Annotated in this window: 19 protein-coding genes; 8 read left to right on the top strand and 11 right to left on the bottom strand. The window is 38.0% G+C overall.

The window, feature by feature from the left end:
* Nucleotides 1-80 precede the first annotated feature (80 nt).
* From B3H30_RS03755 to B3H30_RS03745, 3 genes are read left to right on the top strand one after another with little or no spacing between them, the layout of a single operon-like run.
* The gene (locus B3H30_RS03755) at nt 81-401 is read left to right on the top strand and encodes a DUF4834 family protein (RefSeq protein WP_115047254.1); all 321 of its coding nucleotides are present in this window, start codon (nt 81-83) and stop codon (nt 399-401) included.
* 33 nt (nt 402-434) lie between these two features.
* Nucleotides 435-1538, top strand: a complete 1104-nt coding sequence (gene recF / locus B3H30_RS03750) for a DNA replication/repair protein RecF (protein ID WP_115047256.1) — start codon at nt 435-437, stop codon at nt 1536-1538.
* Nucleotides 1531-1857 (top strand): DUF721 domain-containing protein, encoded by a 327-nt coding sequence (locus B3H30_RS03745; protein WP_070560660.1) that lies wholly within the window; start codon nt 1531-1533, stop codon nt 1855-1857. Before recF ends, B3H30_RS03745 begins: the two co-directional genes overlap by 8 nt.
* 682 nt (nt 1858-2539) lie before the next feature.
* Here B3H30_RS03745 and B3H30_RS03740 read toward each other — a convergent pair.
* From B3H30_RS03740 to sucC, 3 genes are all read right to left on the bottom strand, one after another.
* Nucleotides 2540-3160, bottom strand: a complete 621-nt coding sequence (locus B3H30_RS03740; protein ID WP_070560659.1) for an L-threonylcarbamoyladenylate synthase — start codon at nt 3158-3160, stop codon at nt 2540-2542.
* Between the two features lie 148 nt (nt 3161-3308).
* A complete protein-coding gene (gene asnS / locus B3H30_RS03735; RefSeq protein WP_112373791.1) occupies nt 3309-4754 on the bottom strand; it encodes an asparagine--tRNA ligase in 1446 nt (481 codons plus the stop codon).
* Nucleotides 4755-5077: 323 nt separating this feature from the next.
* Nucleotides 5078-6271: an ADP-forming succinate--CoA ligase subunit beta gene (gene sucC / locus B3H30_RS03730; protein ID WP_046674091.1), complete on the bottom strand. Its 1194-nt coding sequence runs from the start codon at nt 6269-6271 to the stop codon at nt 5078-5080.
* Nucleotides 6272-6443: 172 nt separating this feature from the next.
* Between sucC and B3H30_RS03725 the strand changes: the two genes are divergently transcribed.
* From B3H30_RS03725 to B3H30_RS03710, 4 genes are all read left to right on the top strand, one after another.
* On the top strand, nt 6444-7094 hold the full coding sequence (locus tag B3H30_RS03725) for an ABC transporter ATP-binding protein (RefSeq protein WP_172462322.1): 651 nt from the start codon (nt 6444-6446) through the stop codon (nt 7092-7094).
* A gap of 29 nt (nt 7095-7123) precedes the next feature.
* Entirely contained in the window at nt 7124-7603 is a 480-nt protein-coding gene (locus tag B3H30_RS03720) for a hypothetical protein (protein ID WP_070560653.1), read from the top strand.
* A 77-nt stretch (nt 7604-7680) separates the two neighbouring features.
* Nucleotides 7681-8211, top strand: a complete 531-nt coding sequence (locus B3H30_RS03715) for a hypothetical protein (protein WP_070560652.1) — start codon at nt 7681-7683, stop codon at nt 8209-8211.
* Nucleotides 8212-8338: 127 nt separating this feature from the next.
* Nucleotides 8339-9343, top strand: coding sequence for a LacI family DNA-binding transcriptional regulator (locus B3H30_RS03710; protein WP_070560710.1), 1005 nt, complete (start codon nt 8339-8341; stop codon nt 9341-9343).
* 73 nt (nt 9344-9416) lie between these two features.
* On the opposite strand, the gene lpdA (B3H30_RS03705) is transcribed toward B3H30_RS03710, so the two are convergent.
* Nucleotides 9417-10805, bottom strand: coding sequence for a dihydrolipoyl dehydrogenase (gene lpdA, locus B3H30_RS03705; RefSeq protein WP_070560650.1), 1389 nt, complete (start codon nt 10803-10805; stop codon nt 9417-9419).
* 245 nt (nt 10806-11050) lie between these two features.
* On the opposite strand from lpdA (B3H30_RS03705), the gene B3H30_RS03700 reads away from it, so the two are divergent.
* The gene (locus B3H30_RS03700; protein WP_046674086.1) at nt 11051-11350 is read left to right on the top strand and encodes a DUF3817 domain-containing protein; all 300 of its coding nucleotides are present in this window, start codon (nt 11051-11053) and stop codon (nt 11348-11350) included.
* A gap of 168 nt (nt 11351-11518) precedes the next feature.
* Here B3H30_RS03700 and B3H30_RS03695 read toward each other — a convergent pair whose 3' ends face one another.
* The 7 genes from B3H30_RS03695 to B3H30_RS03665 all read right to left on the bottom strand — a co-directional run bounded on the left by B3H30_RS03695 (nt 11519) and on the right by B3H30_RS03665 (nt 20765).
* Entirely contained in the window at nt 11519-11923 is a 405-nt protein-coding gene (locus B3H30_RS03695) for an acyl-CoA thioesterase (protein ID WP_046674085.1), read from the bottom strand.
* Between the two features lie 66 nt (nt 11924-11989).
* Nucleotides 11990-13396, bottom strand: a complete 1407-nt coding sequence (gene lpdA / locus B3H30_RS03690; RefSeq protein ID WP_070560648.1) for a dihydrolipoyl dehydrogenase — start codon at nt 13394-13396, stop codon at nt 11990-11992.
* A 215-nt stretch (nt 13397-13611) separates the two neighbouring features.
* Nucleotides 13612-14145 (bottom strand): plastocyanin/azurin family copper-binding protein, encoded by a 534-nt coding sequence (locus tag B3H30_RS03685; RefSeq protein ID WP_286833321.1) that lies wholly within the window; start codon nt 14143-14145, stop codon nt 13612-13614.
* A 176-nt stretch (nt 14146-14321) separates the two neighbouring features.
* Nucleotides 14322-15923 (bottom strand): response regulator, encoded by a 1602-nt coding sequence (locus tag B3H30_RS03680; RefSeq protein ID WP_070562062.1) that lies wholly within the window; start codon nt 15921-15923, stop codon nt 14322-14324.
* Nucleotides 15924-15945: 22 nt separating this feature from the next.
* Nucleotides 15946-16506: a chemotaxis protein CheB gene (locus tag B3H30_RS03675; RefSeq protein WP_070562064.1), complete on the bottom strand. Its 561-nt coding sequence runs from the start codon at nt 16504-16506 to the stop codon at nt 15946-15948.
* A 6-nt stretch (nt 16507-16512) separates the two neighbouring features.
* Nucleotides 16513-17352 (bottom strand): CheR family methyltransferase, encoded by an 840-nt coding sequence (locus B3H30_RS03670; protein ID WP_236560115.1) that lies wholly within the window; start codon nt 17350-17352, stop codon nt 16513-16515.
* Nucleotides 17340-20765, bottom strand: coding sequence for a hybrid sensor histidine kinase/response regulator (locus B3H30_RS03665; protein ID WP_201639736.1), 3426 nt, complete (start codon nt 20763-20765; stop codon nt 17340-17342). The genes B3H30_RS03670 and B3H30_RS03665 overlap by 13 nt, the downstream gene beginning before the upstream one ends.
* Nucleotides 20766-21301: the final 536 nt, after the last annotated feature.

The raw sequence follows: 21301 nt of genomic DNA, 5'->3' as shown, positions 1-21301 counted from the left end.
ATAAATTCTTATCTGACATTTTAAAGACAACAGTTTATCGAGTTATTGGTTAAATTTGAGAAAATAGCAACGAATTAACTATGGCATTTTTAAAATTTATACTTATTGCATTCGCTGTTTACTTTGTAGTAAGATTCTTATTTAGATTATTTTTACCATTTGCAATGCGTAAGGCAGCTGAAAAGTTGATGAAAAAAGCGCAGCAGCAGGGTGGAGCATACGGTAGCCAAGGATCAGGCGGTACATTTTATTATGAATGTAATGGTCAAGGACAACAGGAAAGTAAAAGGTCTCAGCCCGAAGGGAAGGTACATGTCGATTACATTCCACCGAAGGATGGCCCTGAACGTAAAGGGACTGAAACTGCTGGTGAGTTTGTGGATTTTGAGGAAATAAAATAATTTTTAGCAACCCAAATAGCGTATCTTTGTGCTATGTGGCTGAAGCAACTTTCTGTTCTGAATTTCAAGAATTACTCGGAATCATCTTTGGAATTTCTTCCCGAGGTAAATGCGTTTACAGGGAATAATGGTGTTGGTAAAACCAATCTTTTGGATGCGATTCACTATTTATCACTCTGTAAAAGTTATTTCAATCCAATTGATTCGCAGCATATCAAATCAGGTAATGACTGGTTTATGGTACAGGGTGAGTTTGATAAAGAATCAATTAGTGACTTCATTTCTTGTAGCCTTAAGAAAAATCAGAAAAAGCAGTTTAAAAAAAATAAAAAGGATTATCCCCGACTCGCTGACCATATCGGCTTATTTCCTTTGGTCATGATATCTCCCAATGATAGCATCATCGTAACAGATGGGAGTGAAGAGCGCAGAAAGTTTGTCGATAATGTGATTTCCCAGACAGATAATAAATATTTAGATACCCTAATTATTTATAATAAGTTTTTAGCCCAACGTAATAGTCTCCTTAAACAAGCGCGTCAAACCAGTGTATTGGATCTGGGCCTAATCGAAATTCTCAATTTTCAACTTGAAGAAGTAGGAAATATTATTTTCCAGAAAAGAAGGTCTTTTATGGAGGAATTTCAGTCAGAGTTTGATCGACACTATCAGTTCCTTACCGAGGATGCAGAGTCTGTTCACTTACACTATGAATCGCCTTTAATGGCTGATTCTTTTCTAAATATTTTGGAGAAGAATTTGGAACGTGACCGTATTCTGGAACGCACAACTCAGGGAATACATAAAGATGATCTGATCTTTACCATTCACGGTGGAATGCCCTTAAAAAAGTTTGGCTCCCAGGGCCAACAAAAATCTTTTCTAATTGCACTGAAGCTTGCGCAATATTCTTATCTACAACAGAAAAAAGGTTTTAAGCCTTTACTTCTTTTGGATGACATCTTTGATAAACTTGATGATCGCCGTACACATAAATTGATGCAGATGGTTTCAGAAGATGATTTTGGACAGATTTTCCTGACGGATACAGATTCCATGAGAATTCAGCGAATCTTTGACGAAATCAGCCGCCCTGTTCGTATCTTTGATATTGAAGGAGGACAAGTCAATGTATAAGAAGCAAACTAAAAAAAGCCTAGAATTCATTCGGTCAAGCGACGATATGACGATTAAAGAGGGGGTTGAGCGTCTTTTGGAGGCTTATAAGCTACGAAGGAAATTTGATGAAACTTCGATCGCATCTGTTTGGCCTCAATTAATTGGTAAGGCTATTGCTAATCGCACACAGCAGCTATATGTTCGTGATAAAAAACTGTTCGTACGGGTAGAGTCTGCTGTTATTAAGAATGAATTGGCGCTTATGCGAAGACAAATTCTAGGAAGAGTAAATGAATATGTAGGTCACGTCATTATTGAAGAAGTCGTGATTTTATAAAACCTCCTTTCATGTTAGAGCAACTCTTTTAATATTTTTTTCCTATATCTGAGGCTAGTGCCTTAAAACTTTTCTCAAACTTCGAGCGTATTGAATTAAAACGAGTATTCTCATTGACGCGACAGCAGAAGAGGAATGGAGCCCAACTATCAAACAGTTTGAAAAGCAACCGGTCGGAAATGCACAGGTTAGATTTGTCCAAGGTGAATTGTGTTGGATTGTTTTTTCCTTTTCTGAAAACTACTTATAGAAACAAAGCGCAGATTTGACCTTTTCAACATAGCGATAAAAAGACGGATAGCATATAGTTCTTAACTTTCCACAGGGATCGGTTAGTATAGCTTTTTTATAAACACGCTATTTAACAAATTTGTCGATGACCGCTAACTTATACACATTTTTATGTGTATAACCCCCTACTTATACACATTTTGGTGTTTTTTTGACTCCTGTTAATTTGTGTTATTAACAATTTCATGTTGATAAGTGGTTACTTGTGCACATTTTATGTTGATGCGCATAGGTCATTAAGCTACTTATTAACATTCTCTATGTTAATAAGTAGCTTGTTTTGTTAATAAGTATGTTGACGGGAGTAGTTTATGCACAAATTACCAACAATGACGCTGGGGAAAATTTTGCAAATAGGTCAGTATGTAGAATTTCTATTGAAAGTTGGTTTTTATAGGAATTGCTCCAAGTCACCTTTTCCTTCACGAATTACTTCAAAAGTTCCTTCTGTAAGATCAACCACGGTAGATGCGACATTATCGCCATAACCGCCATCTATAACAGCATCAACTAGATCTTCGTATTTTTCGTGAATTAATTCTGGATCGGTAGAATATTCAATAATTTCATCTTCATCGTGAATGGAGGCTGTCACAATAGGGTTGCCTAATTGTCTGACAATTTCACGAACAATATTATTGTCTGGAACACGGATACCCACGGTCTTCTTTTTGGAACTTAGGAGCTTAGGGACTTTAGTTGTTGCGTTAAAAATAAAAGTAAAGGGTCCTGGCAATGCTTTTTTCAATACACGGAATACGGAGGTATCGAAGGATTTTGTGTACTGCGAAATATCTGTTAAATCATAGCAGATAAATGATAGGTTCGCCTTTTCTGGTTTTAGCCCCCTAATTTCACATAAGCGTTCTATGGCTTTTTGTTGCGTGATATCACAGCCAATACCGTATACGGTATCGGTAGGGTAGATAATTACACCACCACGGCGAAGAATATCAACTGCCTGTTCTATTGCCCTGGGATTGGGGTTATCGTTATATATCTTAATGAGCATTTTTATTTTTGTTAAGCACCTGAATTAGGTCTAATCTCAGGCCCTATTGTAGGATGTCAATAGGGCAATGGTTATTATCTGCATTCAGATACACTATATATAAAAGAACAACAGCCAAAATATTTTGTTTTGGCTGTTGTTCTTTAGATTAAAATTCTGCGTTTTTCGGTGTGCGCGGAAATGGTATTACATCGCGGATATTTGTCATTCCGGTTGTGAATAATACCAAGCGCTCAAAGCCTACACCAAATCCTGAATGTGGGACTGAACCAAAGCGTCGTGTATCCAAGAACCACTCCATTTCTTCTGCAGGAATACCAACTTCAGCCATGCGATCGAGTAAGCGATCAAGATTTTCTTCACGTTGCGAACCACCGACCATTTCACCAATACCTGGAAAAAGAATGTCCATGGCACGGACTGTGTTTCTTCCTTGTGCATCCGGCTCATTTTGCTTCATATAAAAGGACTTGATTTCGCGTGGATAGTCTGTTAAGATAACAGGTTTTTTGAAGTGTTTTTCCACCAAATAACGTTCGTGTTCCGATTGTAAATCAGCTCCCCAGTCATCAATTAAATATTTGAATTGTTTCTTCTGGTTTGGTTTGCTACGCTTTAATATTTCAACGGCATCTGTATAGGTTACGCGTTCAAAATCGTTTGTTAAAACAAAGTTCAATTTCTCTACCAGGTTTAATTCTGACCGTTCCGCAGCTGGTTTTGATTTCTCTTCTTCCATTAAGCGATTTGTTAAGAACTCAATTTCTTCTGGACAAGTTTCCAAAGCGTATTTGATGACATATTTCAGCAAAGCTTCGGCCAGATCCATATTGTCTTCCAATTCATAGAAAGCCATTTCTGGTTCGATCATCCAAAATTCGGCTAAGTGACGTGTTGTATTTGAGTTTTCCGCTCTAAATGTAGGGCCGAACGTATAGATGTTTCCAAAGGCCATAGCGCCAAGCTCCCCTTCTAATTGGCCTGATACAGTAAGGTTCGTCGATTTCCCAAAGAAGTCTTCTTTGAAATCGATATCTCCATTTTCTTTACGTGGCGGGTTTTTTAAATCCAAGGTTGTAACCTGGAACATTTCTCCAGCACCTTCCGCATCCGAACCTGTGATGATTGGTGTATGCATGTAGACAAAGTCATTTTCCTGAAAAAACTTGTGTACTGCAAATGCTAAAGCATTACGCACTTTGAAAACCGCATTGAATGTTCCGGTACGGAAACGCAAATGCGCAATTTCACGTAAAAATTCTAAGCTATGCTTTTTGGGCTGTAATGGATATTTTTCGGGATCAGAGTCGCCAATAATACTAACTTCTGTCGCTTTAACCTCAACTTTTTGCCCTTTACCCAGTGATTCTACCAATTGACCTTTTACGCGAACTGCTGCTCCAGTGGTGATCCGTTTTAAGATATCTTCAGGTGTATTTTCAAAATCGACTACTGCTTGAATATTATTGATTGACGAACCGTCATTGATTGCTATAAACTGATTGTTACGGAAAGTTCTTACCCAACCTTTAACAACGACCTCTTTGCCAAATTCTGTGGCATTCAATAGTTCCTTTATTCTTGTGTGTTCCATCTTAATTTTTGGAGATTGACTTGTAAAAGATGCTTTGTTAGAAAAGCAATACAAAAATAAGCTATTCTGTTGGTTTATTGGTTATAAATGTTGATTTAATTCACTTGAAGATGGTTCGTTAATGTGCAAAGGAAAAATATTTTCTGAAATAAAGATGGGTGAAAACGCAAAGCAGGGGAAACGACACATAGCTCACTTTGCTATGAAATATCGGATCGGTAGGAAGTGCTTTTTTTTCGTTGTGGCGTACAGAAATAGCCGATAGAAACAAAAAAGCGCGGATTATAACTAATCCGCGCTTTTTGTTATGATGATTAAAGGAACTAACCTTTTAATACTTTTGTTACCAATTCAGCAGCTTCTTTCAATAAGATTGCGGAATAAACTTGTAAACCGGACTCATCAATTAATTTTTTAGCCTCTTCAGCATTCGTACCTTGAAGGCGAACGATGATTGGAACAGGGATGTTACCGATTTCGCTGTAAGCATCAATTACACCTTGAGCAACACGGTCACAACGAACAATACCACCGAAGATATTAATTAAGATCGCTTTTACGTTAGGGTCCTTTAAGATGATATTGAAACCAGCCTTTACAGTTTCAGCGTTAGCAGTACCACCTACGTCCAAGAAATTTGCAGGTTCACCACCAGCTAATTTGATGATGTCCATTGTAGCCATTGCTAAACCAGCACCATTTACCATACAACCTACGTTACCATCTAATTTAACGTAGTTAAGGTTTGATTCACCAGCTTCAACTTCCGTCGGATCTTCTTCAGTTACGTCACGCATAGCAGCGTAATCTGGGTGACGGTACAAAGCGTTCTCATCAAGATTTACCTTCGCATCAACTGCTAAGATCTTGTCGTCTGAAGTTTTTAATACCGGATTGATCTCAAACATAGAAGAGTCTGTAGAATCGTATGCTTTGTAAAGAGCAGCAACAAATTTTACCATTTCTTTGTGTGCAGCACCAGAAAGACCAAGATTGAAAGCAATTTTACGTGCTTGGAATCCTTGTAAGCCTACTTTTGGATCGATTTCTTCTTTGAAAATCAAGTGTGGTGTTTTTTCTGCAACTTCTTCGATATCCATACCACCTTCTGTAGAGTACATAACGATGTTACGTCCTTTAGCACGGTCTAATAATACAGACATGTAGAATTCTTTTGTTTCGCTCTCGCCTGGATAATAAACGTCTTGAGCTACCAAAACTTTGTTTACTTTTTTACCTTCAGGTCCAGTTTGAGGCGTTACTAATTGCATGCCAATGATGTCAGTTGCTCTTTGTTTGACTTCATCTAAGTTCTTAGCCAACTTGACACCACCACCTTTACCACGGCCACCAGCGTGAATTTGAGCTTTAACAACAACCCAATCAGAATTGTAGTCTTCTTTCATTTTTTTGGCCGCTTCCACAGCTTGCTCTGGAGTATCTGCTACGATACCTTCCTGTACGCGCACACCAAAGCTCTTTAGTATTTGCTTTCCTTGATATTCGTGAATGTTCATTTGCAAAAATATTTGGCGTAAAAATATAATTTTTTGGGGGATAAGACAAGGGATAAGTTGCTCTTTTATCTATTTTTTGACATTTAGACAAAATAAAATGGCTGGAATAGAGAAATAACAGCTTATTTATTCAAACTCGTGGTATCGTAAATTTATTTATCTTTGTCCTATGATGTTACATGCCAAAGGAATTCACAAAGCTTATGGATCATTACCAATTTTGAAAGGTGTTGATATCGCTGTTGAAAAAGGGGAAATCGTCAGTATTGTTGGTGCCTCAGGAGCTGGAAAAAGTACACTGTTGCATATTATTGGTACCTTGGATAAGCCTGATCAGGGAACAGTTTTCATCAATGGTGTTGATGTTCAAAAATTGAATGCTAAAAAGCTCAGTGCTTTCCGTAATGAACATATCGGTTTTGTTTTTCAATTTCACCATTTGCTGCCTGAATTTACGGCCTTGGAAAACGTATGTATTCCAGCTTTTATTCAGGGAAAAGGGAGATCCGAGGCGGAAGCTAAAGCAAGAGAATTGCTGGAATTATTGGGGGTTTCTCATCGTATTGACCACAAGCCCGCTGAAATGTCTGGCGGCGAACAACAACGCGTTTCTGTGGCCCGCGCTTTGATCAATGATCCTTCCATTATTTTGGCCGATGAACCTTCGGGTAATCTTGACTCAGAGAACGCGGCAGCTTTACATCAATTGTTTTTTGATCTTAGACATAAATTTCAACAGACATTTATTATCGTTACTCATAATGAGGAGCTTGCCCGAATTTCGGATCGAACGATTCATATGCGCGATGGGTTAGTCGTGTAACAGTAATCGGGATTATAATTATATTTTTAATGAAGAAAATACTCATAACTTTCGGGACCAGACCTTTGGCGATGCGTATCGCTAAAAGACTTGGGACTGATTTCGAAATATTATATGCAAGTTCAGAAGATATTCCCGAATTGCTTTTAGCCTCAGGGAAATATGCTAAAATTCCAAAAGGTCTTCTTCCTACTTTTGCGCATGAGATACTCAAATTAAGTTTAGACCAAGAGGTTGATTATGTTTTGCCTCTGGGTGGTTTTGAGCTGGAGCCATTGTCCACTGCCAAGGTTTTATTTGAGGAATATCAGATCTCCGTTCTTGTCCCCGATAAACAGCAGCTTGAAACTATTCCTGTTATGGAAAATCCACCTGCTGAATTGCCTTATAAACTCCTTTCGAAGGGGAACAATTTATTGGATTCGACGAGATTTGACAGGCCATTGGATGGATTGTTTGTCACTTCGGATTCAGGCGAGGACTTAGCGCTAATCTGTGTGTCCAAATAGAATCTTATTGTTGTGGCCAGTGTCATTAAGGTTTTAACGATGTCGACACAACCCTTAATTTTAAGCTTTTACTTATCATGATGTTTCCAGAAGATAAAAAGGTATATGTTTTTGAATTGGATGATGTTGTTTTTCCTAAAAAGGATTACTTACTTCAAGTATATTATCTTTTTGCTAGTTTTATAGAATTTACAGAGACTGTTCCTGCGCAAGCAGATTTGGTTCAATTTATGAAAAATCACCTTGAGCATCAAGGTGAGTATTTATTGTTCGAACATGCGCAGCAAACTTTTGGATTTGATCCAAAATATAAAGAGAATTTTGAGCGGCTTCATGTCAATGCAATTTTGCCGCTACGGTTACATTTGTTTGATCATATTAATACGCTGTTTAAGCAATTAAAAGCGGCAGATAAACATGTATGTATTTTGACGAAAGGAAATCCGCTAGAACAACTCAATAAAGTTAAATTTGTGGATTGGGGTGAATATGGGGATGATATAAAGGTTTATTTTAAAGATGAACTTGTTTTTAGGGAAATTGATCCATTGGAGTTCCTCGCCAAGGAGTTTACCGTTGAAACGGCTGCAATTCAATTTGTAGACTAAGTTTACAGTCAGTATCTTTGTTGAATCTACCAACAATAATTGCCATTAAAGTCGTTGTCGATATTGTTGAGAAAAAATTATGATTAGGGATATAAAAGCCCTATTTTTATATAAAGCCCTTGGATTTATGAATAAAGTGAACAAGCCTGCCACGATTAAAGAAATTGCCAAGAAGCTCAAAATCAGTCCTTCGACAGTTTCTAGAGCATTGAATGATCACCCAAGTATTGGACTGGTAACAACAATGCGGGTTAAAAAAATGGCCGAAGAATTGAATTATGAACCCAATCAGACGGCTATATTCTTCAAGCAGCGTAAAACTTTTACGATTGCTGTAATCTTACCGAGTTTGTCTGAACCGTTTTTTTCTTTCGCCATTAGTGAAATTGAAAATGTTGCATCAGAACACCGATATACAGTTCTGATGGGGCAATCCTTGGATGATCCTGATCGGGAAGAGCAAATTTTAAAAACATTTAAAAACCATCGTGTTGACGGGATTTTAATGTCTATAGGTAAAAAGACGACCAATTTGGAATTTATTGAGAAATTGGAATCGTCCGGTATCCCGATTGTTTTCTTTGACTGTGTGCCTAGTTTACCCAATATCAATAAAGTACAAAGTGATCTTTCTACGGGTATGAACGAAGCTGTGGACGCCTTCGTAGCCCGTGGACACAAAGTTATCGCGCTTGTAAATGGGCCGAAAACACTGCCCGCTAGTGAAGACAGAAAAGTAGCTTACCTATCGGCAATGAAAAGGAATGGGATGGATATTCTGGAGAAGAATATCATCGAAACGGATTTGAGTACGGAAGGAAACGAGAAAGCGATGGATCATATATTCGCGATGTCTGAGCGGCCTTCAGCCATTATATCTTTTAATGACTTTGTTACACTTGATTTGATGAAAGCAGCCAGACAAAAGGGGCTTGTCTTAAATCAAGATATTTTCTTTATTAGTTATGCCAACTATCCGTTATGGCAATATATGGAAAATCCGCCAATGGGACGCATAGAGCAATTTCCAGGCATGCAAGCGCGTAAAGCCGCTGAAATCTTATTTGAACGCATTGACAATACCGAAATTGTCGATCAACAGATCGTCTTTAAGTCACGATTGGTTATGTAATCGCTATTATCCATTCGGCAATAAAACTAAAAAGGGGAAANNTTTCCCCTTTTTAGTTTTATTTTTTTTAATACTACAAGTGGATCACTTCACCGTAAGCATCAGCACAAGCTTCCATAATCGCTTCACTCATTGTTGGGTGAGGATGGATCGTTTTAATCATTTCATGACCTGTTGTTTCCAATTTGCGGGCAACAACAACTTCTGCAATCATCTCGGTCACATTGGCTCCGATAAGGTGTGCGCCTAGAAACTCACCATATTTAGCGTCAAAGATAACTTTAACAAAGCCATCTTTCGCACCAGCAGCTGAAGCTTTTCCTGAAGCTGAGAATGGGAATTTACCAACTTTAATTTCATAGCCGGCTTCTTTTGCCGCTTTTTCAGTATAACCTACAGAAGCAATTTCTGGGGAGCAATAGGTACAGCCTGGGATATTATTGTAGTCAATAGGTTCAACATGTAGCCCTTTGATTTTTTCAACACATGTGATCCCTTCTGCTGAGGCAACGTGAGCCAGGGCTTGGCCTTTAACGATGTCACCGATAGCATATACACCTTCGATGTTTGTTTTGTAGAAATCATCTACAACAACACGGCCGCGATCAGTTTTTACACCAACCTCTTCCAAGCCGATATTTTCGATATTTGGAGCGATACCAACAGCCGATAAGACAATCTCTGCTTCGATAACTTCAATACCTTTTTCTGTTTTGATTGAAACTTTGCTCAACTCACCTGTTGTGTCAACGGATTGAACTTCAGATTTCGTTAAGATGGTGATACCTTGTTTCTTTAAGCTTTTCTCTAATTGTTTTGAAATTTCTTCATCTTCAACAGGAACGATTCTATCCATAAACTCTACGATCGTTACCTTTGTTCCGATTGCATTATAGAAATAAGCGAATTCAACACCGATTGCACCGGAGCCAACAACAACTAAAGACTTTGGTTGCTTAGGAAGTGTCATTGCCTGACGGTAACCGATGATTTTTTTACCATCTTGCGGTAAATTAGGCAATTCACGTGAACGTGCACCAGTCGCTAGGATGGTATGTTTTGCCGAATATTCTTTAGTAGAACCGTCTGCTCCTTTCACATCGATTTTACCACCTTTTTTAATTTTTGCAGTTCCATTGATGACGTCGATTTTATTCTTTTTCATCAAGAACTGAATACCTTTACTCATTCCTTCAGCAACCCCGCGACTTCTTTTGACAATGGCGTCAAAATCAGCCTCACCACCTTGAACATTGATGCCGTAATCAGCGGCATGGTTTAAATATTCAAATACCTGAGCACTTTTCAATAATGCTTTTGTAGGGATACAGCCCCAGTTTAGACAGATTCCGCCTAATGATTCGCGTTCAATAATCGCTGTTTTGAACCCTAACTGAGCGGCTCTAATGGCAGCAACATACCCGCCTGGACCACTACCGATTACAATGATGTCGTAATTCATATAAATAAATATTCTGTAGTTGAGTGTTATAGCTTCAAATGACAAAATATGTGAAGCATATATTCATTCAAAAGTACGCATTTTTTCTGATGAATATGAACTATTTATTGTAAAATTGGCGGTTTCTGATAAAACACTGTCGCTGTTTCTGGCTGAATGTCACATCCTGGTCAAAGGGGGAAAAATAATAGTTAAAGCGTTTTTAGTGTCTTATTTTTGAAGTTCACAATACACAGTTTATCATTATGTTAAGAATATTCAGACAGATCGCCTTGTGGGAAGCTATCTCCACCATTTGCTTGTTTTTTATTGCTATGCCCTTGAAGTATTTTGCGGGAATCCCCGAAGCTGTCAAAATAGCCGGTTCCATTCATGGCTTCTTTGTTGTTATTTTTGTGGTTATGCTGATTATGTCAACAGTAGAATACAAGTGGCCTATATTAAAAGCGGTAAAATATTTCTTAGCATCCTTGATCCCTATTTTTGGCTTTTGGGTGGAATTGGACCTTAAAAAAGAAATCGAAGGAAAAAGACAGAAGTCATAGTGTTTGTATAAAAATTCAAATGCATGATTTTTATAAAGGTTCAGGAAGAGGTAAGAGAAGGAATTGGATTGCGAATAGACCAGAGGAATCACCTGTATTCAATGGACGAATACTTGTGTCCCTTTCCTTTGCGGGAGATATCAATTAATAAGAACAGGAGAGAGATGTTTAATCCTCTCTACCTGTCTTCTCAATACCCATATACGCATAGGTAATGCTATCCCTTCCGTGGGGAGCAGGATTACCTTCTTCATCCAGGTTTACAAAGACCAATTTATCGATTGATAGAATTGTTTTTCTGGATATTTTATTGCGGACCTCGCAGCGCATCGTTAACGATGTTGTTCCAAAATTGATCGCTTCAATACCCAGTTCAAGTATATCGCCTTGTTTGGCTGAGCTTACAAAGTTAATTTCTGAAATAAATTTCGTAACCACTTTGGGGTTTCCTAATTGAACGATAGCATAAATGACCGCTTCTTCATCAATCCATCGCAGGAGTGTTCCGCCAAATAATGTTCCATTGGGATTTAGGTCTTCGGGTTTGACCCACTTTCTTGTGTAAAAATTCATCGTGTTTAGGTAGTTAAGAGAAAGGGGAAAAGTTTCCTTTTCCCCTTACGTTTCGATATTTATCGCCTAAGCGTGTATTGCTCTATTTGCTGTAGCTGCTAGCGCCGCCTCTTTGATTGCTTCCGTGTAGGTTGGGTGTGCGTGGCAAATACGTGCGATATCTTCTGCAGATGCACGGTATTCCATAGCTACGGTTGCCTCACCAATCATATCTGCTGCACGAGGACCGATCATATGTACACCTAATACTTCGTCAGTTGTCGCGTCTGCCAGTACTTTTACAAAACCGTCGGTGTCACCCGATGCTTTTGCACGACCAGAAGCTTTGAAAGAGAATGATCCAGCTTTGTATTTTACACCAGCCTCTTTAAGTTGTTCTTCCGTCTTGCCAACAGAAGCAACTTCAGGCCAAGTATAAACAACACCTGGAATCAAATTATAATCAATATGTGGTTTTTGACCTGCGATATATTCTGCAACATATACACCTTCGTCCTCAGCTTTGTGTGCCAACATTGCTCCAGTGATCACATCACCAATTGCAAATACACCTTGCACTGCTGTTTCCAGATGGGCATTAACGGGGATTTTCTTACCTCTTTCTTCTACTGTGATGCCGATATTTTCTAATCCTAAACCTTCAGAATACGCGGTACGACCAACGGCTACGATACAGTAGTCGCCTTCTAAAGTTACTTCTTGTCCTTTTGGATCTTCAGCAGTTACTTTTACAACTTTACCTTTCGCGGAAGCTCCAGTCACTTTATGACCTAAATAGAACTCCATGCCCAATGATTTTTTCAAAACACGTTGTAGTTCTTTTCCTAAGCCACCATCCATTGTACCGATGATAGATTTTGCAAATTCAACAACAGATACTTTTGAACCCAAACGCGCATAAACTGAACCGAGTTCCAAACCGATAACACCACCACCAATGACAATAAGGTGTTTTGGTATTTCTTTTAGGTTAAGTGCTTCGGTTGAGGTAATGATTCTTTTTTTATCAACAGGTAAGAAAGGCAATGAAGTCGGTTTCGATCCCGTTGCGATAATTACATTTTTAGCAGTGATCTGCTCTGTAGAACCATCTGCTTTCGTTATTTTGATGGTGTTTTTGTCCACAAATGAACCGACACCCTGAAAACTGTCAATTTTATTCTTCTTAAATAAGAAGGTGATACCGGCAGTATTTTGGGCAATGACATCGTCTTTACGAGCAATCATCTTTGCCATGTCTACTTTCAGATCTTTCAAACTGATGCCAAATGCATCAAAATTGTGCGCAGCATTGTGGTAATGCTCCGAAGAATCTAAAAGCGCTTTTGAAGGAATACATCCAACGTTAAGACAAGTACCACCAAATGTGCTATATTTTTCAATAACAGCTGTTTTTAATCCTAATTGGGCACAACGGATAGCTCCTACATATCCGCCTGGACCACTTCCGATTACAATTACGTCGTATTGCATTGATTACGTTTTATTTTTTTGTAGCACAAATTTAATGATTATTAATGGGATAGGAAATCAAAACTTACGATTTGTGATCAAAGACCCTTACTTTACATTTTTTTGATAAAAGAATGGAAAGTATGCACCTTGGGGAGGAACGGGGCGGTGCTTATAAAGGGGATAAATCTAAAAAAGGATATTCAAAATATGAATATCCTTTTTTTACTTATTTGTTATTCTGCAACAATTTTTCCTTGCATGACACCATAGTGACCAGGGAAGCTACAAATAAACGTATAAACTCCTTTTTCAAGTGTAAATGTGATTTTATCAGTTTCTCCAGGTCCCAATAATTTGGTGTGGGAAACAATTGAAGATAAAGCTGATTTTGGAATATATTCGTCTGCAGCAGCTGCAGCAGCCTCAGCACCGAAAGTTGGAAGATCAACACCTGGTTTTAGGATAACGACGTTATGTCCCATGGACTCTTTCGGCATAGTACCTGCATTTTTGAAAGATAATTCTACTGGTTCACCCGCTTTTACACGGAAAAGATCCTTATTATATTTCATTTGATCGTTACCTTCTAAAGATAAGCTGTTGGAAATAGCTACGTTTTCAATACCAAGCACTGTTTCTGTTGCTTGGCTTTCGGTTGAAGTTGTCGCTTCTGTACCAGTTGATTTTTCAGACTTGTCACTGTTTCCACCACAAGATGCAATTGATAAAGCAACTGCAACTGCTGGTATCATAAAAAGTTTTTTCATTTGAATGATTGTTTGTTTATCTTTTATTTATTGTAGGCATTTCCGCAGCCTTTAGCGGTTTAGTGATGAAGTTATGACGAACTTGATTCCTTTCTGGATGTGCGTTCTTGAGAAATAACATCAAAACATATTGTTTATGTTCTAAAATTAATGATTTCATTGATAAATTGAAACTATCATTTCAATTTTGACAATAAAGTATCAATTGTTTTATATAATTTGATAGGATCGAATGGCTTTCCGACAACTTCATTGGCTCCAGCATCGAGCGCTTCCTGTTGTTCGGCTTGAAGCACAGAGGCTGAAATGGAAATAATCGGCATGTTTGCGATTATCGGATTCGTGTTTCGACGTATTTCCTTGATCGCTTCAAAACCACTCATGAGTGGCATATGGGCGTCCATAAACACCAGATCAATTTTTTTCTTATTGATTTCTTCTAATGCAATGAGGCCATTGGTCGCCAAAGTGATCTCGCAATTCCAGCTCTTCAGGATATTTGCCAGCATAAAACTGTTTAATTCATTGTCTTCAGCAATGAGAATCATCGGAAAGTTGAACTTGGGTAATTCCGTATAGAGTACCTGCGTTTCTTTCTCTACCGGTTTGTCTTTGATTTTGTCAAAGGTACATTCAAAAGAAAATATACTTCCTTTACCGTATTCACTTGAAGCAAAAACCCGACCGTTGAGCAGCGCAGCAATACGTTTTACAATCGCAAGACCTAGTCCTGTACCGCCAAACTTTTTGGTGATACTATCCTCTCCCTGTTCAAACGCAATAAATATTTTCTCCAGGGCGTCTTCTACAATGCCGATCCCTGTGTCTATTACCTGAAACCCTAAACAAATGCTATGGTTATCTTCTGCTAGGAGTTGAATCTTTAATACAACAGAACCTTCCGAGGTGAATTTAAAACTATTGGAGATAAAGTTGGTCAGTATTTGTTTTAATCGAAGTGGATCGGTTAGAAAATAACTTGTGATCCGATCGTCCACATCAATTGAAAAATCCAGGCCTTTGTAGACCGCTTTATCAATGAAGAGATTGTTTAGATCATCCGTAATATCATGTACAGAGGTAGATTCCATATTAAGTTTCATCATACCCGAGTCAACTTTCGATAGGTCGAGTATGTCGTTGATAATAGTCAACAGATTTTGAGAGGCAGAATCCAATTTATTGATCCAATTTTCTTGCTCTAGCGTGAGCTGCGAGTTTTTTAGCATCTGTGTAATGCCCATAATACCGTTAATCGGGGTACGGATCTCATGGCTCATATTGGCCAAAAAGGTTTCCTTGGATTTTCGAGCAAGATCGGCCTCTTCTTTAGCTTTGAGAATCGCCTGTTTTGATTCTTCTAAGGCTATGTTTTTCTCTTTAATTTCTTGCTGTATCAGTAATTGCTGGACAAAAGATTTTACTTTCGCGATCGTTGCTTCCGGGTTAAGCGGTTTATATAAATAATCCACAGCTCCACTATTTAGTCCCTGAATAAGGTATTTGTCTTCTTTTGAGATTGCTGTTACCATAATAGGGATAATATGGTTTGTTTTCGGATTCTTCTTTAGGAAGGAAACAAATTCAAAACCATTGATCTCGGGCATCTGTACGTCAACAAGTGCTAAATCAATATCCTCTTTCCAACAGATTTTCAAAGCTTCGTTGGGATCTGTGCTCGTCACTATATTTATATTTTCGATATCCTCCAGTAATGCTGTTAGACTGATAATATTTTCAATTTTATCATCGACAATCAATATATTTACCTTCTTCATTTTAGCAAATCTAAATACAATTTTAAGTCAACTGTTTGACGTAGTCCTTTATTTCTTGAATGCTCAAAATGCGTTCCTGCGCATCGAGTTGAATAGCTGCTTCGGGCATGATGGGAACTTCAGCAGTCACAGGGTCTTGTACAAATGTCTTCCCGCCGTATCGTTTTATCATTAATAATCCTTGTGCACCATCCTGATTCGCCCCAGAGAATAAAATAGCTGTACAATTTTCTTTATATATTTCGGCTACGGATTCAAAAGTCACATCAATTGATGGTCTGGAATATTGAACAGGTTCTGAGATATCCAAAGAAAAGCTATAGTCTGGTTCAACTAAAAGATGATAGCCTGCAGGGGCAAAATAGATCGTTCCATTTTCTATCGCTTCCTTATCATCTGCAGTTTTTATTTTTTGAACAAGTGCTTTAGATAGCGTGTCCTCAATACTAGAAGCATACTTAGGGTTTCTGTGTACGATGACAATAACGGGTATGCGAATTGGCCGTTCCAATGACTTTAAAATATTTAGAATCACACTAAACCCACCTGCAGACCCCGCTAATAAAAGAATTTTTCTTTCCATTACCTACTACCCAATTTTTTGGTAAATATTCTGTTTTTTGTTTACGATCTTAAATTTAGCAGCATCTTTATAGTTGATTAAAGATTCTTTTGCTCCCAAACATAAGAAGCCCAGATGGCAAAGTGAATGATAGAATAAATCCAGGACTTTATTTTGCAATTCAGTATCAAAATAGATCAATACATTACGGCAGGTAATCAGTTGAAATTCATTAAAAACGCCATCGGATACCAAACTATGTATGGAGAAAAGGACATTTTTTTTAAGACTATTATTAATGGTAGCGGCGTTGTACATCGCTGTATAATAATCTGACAATGAGTTTTTCGGTTCCGTCTTAATAAAATTTTCCGAGTATTCCTTAACTTTCGTAAGCGAATAAATACCGCGTTTTGCCTTTTCTAACACTTTGCCATTGATATCGGTGCCATAGATAAACGCCCGTTGGTAAAGATTTGCTTCTTCTAATAAGATGGCTAGCGAATAGACTTCTTCGCCAGTCGAACAACCTGCACTCCAGAGTTTGATATGTGGATAAGTTGCGAGATAGGGAAATACATCCGTTTTTACAGCTTTATAAAAATCGGGATCCCTAAACATTTCAGTCACATTGACTGTAATTTCCTGTAGGAAATAGGTGCTGAATCCGGGCTGATTGATCAAATTGGACTTTAGCTCCTGTAGATTGAGCTTGTTAAGTTCCATTATTCTAGTCACACGTCTTTTTAAAGAAGCTCTTGTATAGCCGGACACATCATATCCGTGGAGATTTTTGACTATATCAATAACTTCTTCTAACTCTTCAAAATTGATCATTGCTACTATTTTATCAGTTAACTCAGCCATACGCGCATTAGGGATATTAATTTGTCAACATCAACCGGTTTACTAATATAATCGTTTGCACCAACAGCAATTGTTTTTTCCCGATCACCTTTCATGGCTTTCGCTGTCACAGCAATAATTGGAAGGTTTGCAAATTTCTTGTTTGCCCTTATTTTTTCAATAGCTTCATAACCATCCATCACGGGCATCATGATATCCATTAAGACAAGGTCAATCTGTTCATTTCGTTCAAGAATATCTAATGCCTCCTGACCATTATTGGCAATTTCAATGTTCATATCATAGCTTTCAAACGCCGTGCTAAGGGCAAATATATTTCGCATATCGTCATCTGCTAGTAGTACTGTTTTGGAAGCTAAATTGTTTTCAGCAATGACAGAAGCTCCGGCGTGATTGAACATATTGTATTCGCGCTTATTGCTGCGGATTTTATTTAAGAATAAATTAACTTCATCGATCAGGCGATTATTTGATTTCGCTGACTTAAGGACCATCGCTTGGCTGTGATGCAAAATTTCGGAAGTCTGCTCTGTGGTGAGTTCCATTGCCGTATTGATGATAATAGGTAAATCCCTAAATTGATCGTTCGATTTGATTTCATTCAGGAGTTCAATGCCCGATTTGTCAGGAAGGTTTAGGTCCATAATGATGCAGTCAAACAATTTCTCTTGATCTAATAAATCGAAAGCCTGTCTCGCATTGAAGGCCTGAAATATCTGAATGTGCTGTTCTTCCAAAGATTGTTTGATAAAATCGCTTTGGATTTCCTGATCTTCCACCAGCAGAATTTTTTTCAGTGGATGACTAGTCGATGCTTTTATTTTTAAGAATGTTTCAGCCAAAGATTCTTCTGACACAGGTTTAGCCATAAACCCGATGGCCCCGGCAGAAATAGGTTCGTCATGTAAAAATGTTCCTGCCGACATCATGTGCACAGGAATCTCCTTGGTGCTGTCGATTTTTTTGAGGTTACGAAGAACTTCCCAGCCGTCCATTTTAGGCAACATAATATCTAGGATAATCGCGGCAGGGCGTAAATTCTGTGCTTTTTGTAGCCCATCTTGCCCATCATAGCTGATGTATACATCGTAGCCGTTTTGTTCGGCGTAGTCTTTTAGAATATCTGCAAAAATGAAATCGTCTTCAATAATCAGCAGTTTATTGTGTTTTCCATCGTTGTCGATTGACTTTGTTTTTTCGACTATAGGATTTTCCTTCGGAATTTGTGTTGGCGGATTACTTTCTTTTTCGATAGATGGTACTTTCGGAACCTGAATTTCTTGTTCTAGCGGGATACTGAAGGTGAAAATACTACCTTCACCAACCTTACTGGATAAGATTATTTTCCCTTTTAATAAGCTAGCAATTTCGCGGCATATCGATAAGCCTAAACCTGTGCCACCATATTTACGGCTCGTTGAGCCATCTTCCTGTTTAAAAGCATCAAAGATAAGCTCTTGTTTTTCAGGGGCGATCCCGATCCCGTTATCTTTGACCGTAAAAAGAAGATTTTCTGCTTCAGCTATTATTCCTAAAGAAACTTCGCCTTTTTCACTTGTAAACTTGAACGCATTCGATAATAAATTCTTGAGGACTTGTTGTATACGATGTTCATCACCAATGAATTCCTGCGGTGCATTTACATTGACATCGAGTAAGAAGTGAATATCTTTCGACGCTGCGGTATCGCTGAAAAAATCTTTAATATAATTGACAAGGTCGTACGTGTTGATACGTTCTTTTTGGACTTCAACCTTCCCCGATTCAATTTTTGCCAGATCCAACAATTCGTTAATTAAATGTAGGAGATCTGAGCCGGCACTATGAATAACAGAAGCATACTTTATTTGGTCTTCACTGAGGTTTTTCTTTTTGTTATCCTGAAGTAATTTGGCAAGAATGAGAATACTATTGAGTGGTGTCCGCAATTCATGGCTCATATTGGCCATAAATTCAGATTTATATTTGCTCGACAGCTCTACTTCCTCTATTTTTTGAGCTATGGCCTGACGGGCTTTTTCCAGATCTTCATTTTGTGCAAAGAGCAATTTGGCCTTCTCGTCCAGCTCATTATTGGTTTGGATAAGCTCTTCCTGCTGTACTCTAAGCTCTTCCTCAGAAGCCTCCAACAAATGTGTCTTATGGATTAACTCCTCATTGGTTGTTCTCAATTCCTCCTGTTGAGTCTCTAATTCCTCTGTTTGTTGTTGAAGTTCCTCATAAAGATCAGCAAGCTTTCCATGCGTTTGGGCTACTTTTATGACAACGGCAATGTTATCTTTTGCTTTATCCAAGAAGTTAAATCGCAGTTGCTCGTCCTTCGCATTAATAATTGGGCAACAAATTTCCATGATACCGACACACTGGTTTTCATAAGAGAAGGGTACAATATAAATCTCAGTTTCTAAGCGGTCGGATAATGAGGTTTCTAAGATAAGATGCTTGTGGTCGACGTCCTTTATTTTAACGACTTCATGATTGTTTGCGACTTCGCCCAAAATACCATCGTTTTCCTTAAACGTTCGTTTGATAAACTGTGTGGAGGAAATGCCAATTTTGTGGCAAAGCTGATACTCCTGATAGTTATCATCGAAAATATAAATAGTCCCACCTAAAGCTTTTGTCGTGGAAGCAATAGCATGTAGGCTTATTTCGGCAATTTTCTTGTCTGTATAGTCACCGCGTAATTGTTCGTCGATGCCATTTATAGCATTCAAAATCCAGTTATCACTGTTGGTCTGGTCTTGCAATAGTTGGAGGCGGTTATTGGATTCTTGCTGACTTTTCACTGTAGACCTCAGAAATCTAGAGATCGAGGAAATTTTGGCGAGAATATAGAAAAATCCACTTAAGCCAATAGCGATAAAAAGGTAAGTAATGTACTGGGCCAGTTGTAGTTCATTTCTAGATCTTTCTAAGAGTCTTGCCCGTTGATCCAATAAGTCTCTCGACATGAGATCGATCTGATTTAATATCGCGGCTTTTCGCTCGTGAATATTATGGGATATGGATTGTGTTTCCTTCGTGTTGTCAATATCCTGCTCAAAGTCGTAAAATGCAACAATATCCTTTCGGATGTTTTCAGTGCTGTTTGGCTGAACATGATAGAAATCATCTTTTAGACTTAAAGATCGTAACAGTTCATCCATTTTTTTTAAGTCCATTTTATAAGGAATAAATAGTGAAGCGTCTTTCTTATTCACGTAATCAAGTTTGATGTCATTTACCTCGTCTACACTTGATTTGATTTCATTAATGATATTGAATCTATTTTCGGCGACACGAACAATACTTCGCTCGTTATTTAAGTTATGATGCAGCGATATGAAAAAATATAGGGCTGAAAGGAAGATAAGCGAAAAAGAAATGATCACTCCAATGGTAATTTGCTTTCTATAATTTTTTCGATCCATGTGAGAATGAGTTTATCGTTTTACTTTTCTGTAGGTATTGTGTTTCGATGGTACCTGGGGAAAAAGATATATGTAAAATAACAAAAAAACTTGCTATTCCTAAAATAATCAAAAGTCAGCATAGAAACAAACCTGTACAGCCGTCAAGGATCCCACCAATCTATTTGCGCACAACATCGACTTTTTGTTGCATAAGCGTAACTTAGACCATTTTTTGTCTTTTCATTCTTAGTCGCAGCACATTGGGGGCAAGTAGTGATCAGGTTTGATATTCTAACAGTATTTGTTCAGTGCTCGTTCAGTGATTGTTCAGTGCTTGTTCAGTGATTACTCAGTATGAACTGAATATTGAGTGACTGATCACTGTTTAATAATAGATGGAAAACTGTAGTAAGCTTTAAGGTGATATGAAGATCTGTCAGACCGATTGTTATTTCGATTGATAATAAGATATTATGGTAATCATCAAATAGTAGAATCTATGAAATAGAAGAAGAAAAAATACTTATAAAAACAAAACCCTGATGATGGGCACC

This window comes from Sphingobacterium sp. UBA7038, from assembly GCF_002494055.1.
In the GTDB taxonomy this organism is placed as follows: domain Bacteria; phylum Bacteroidota; class Bacteroidia; order Sphingobacteriales; family Sphingobacteriaceae; genus Sphingobacterium; species Sphingobacterium multivorum.
This window is presented reverse-complemented; position numbering and strand designations above follow the sequence as displayed.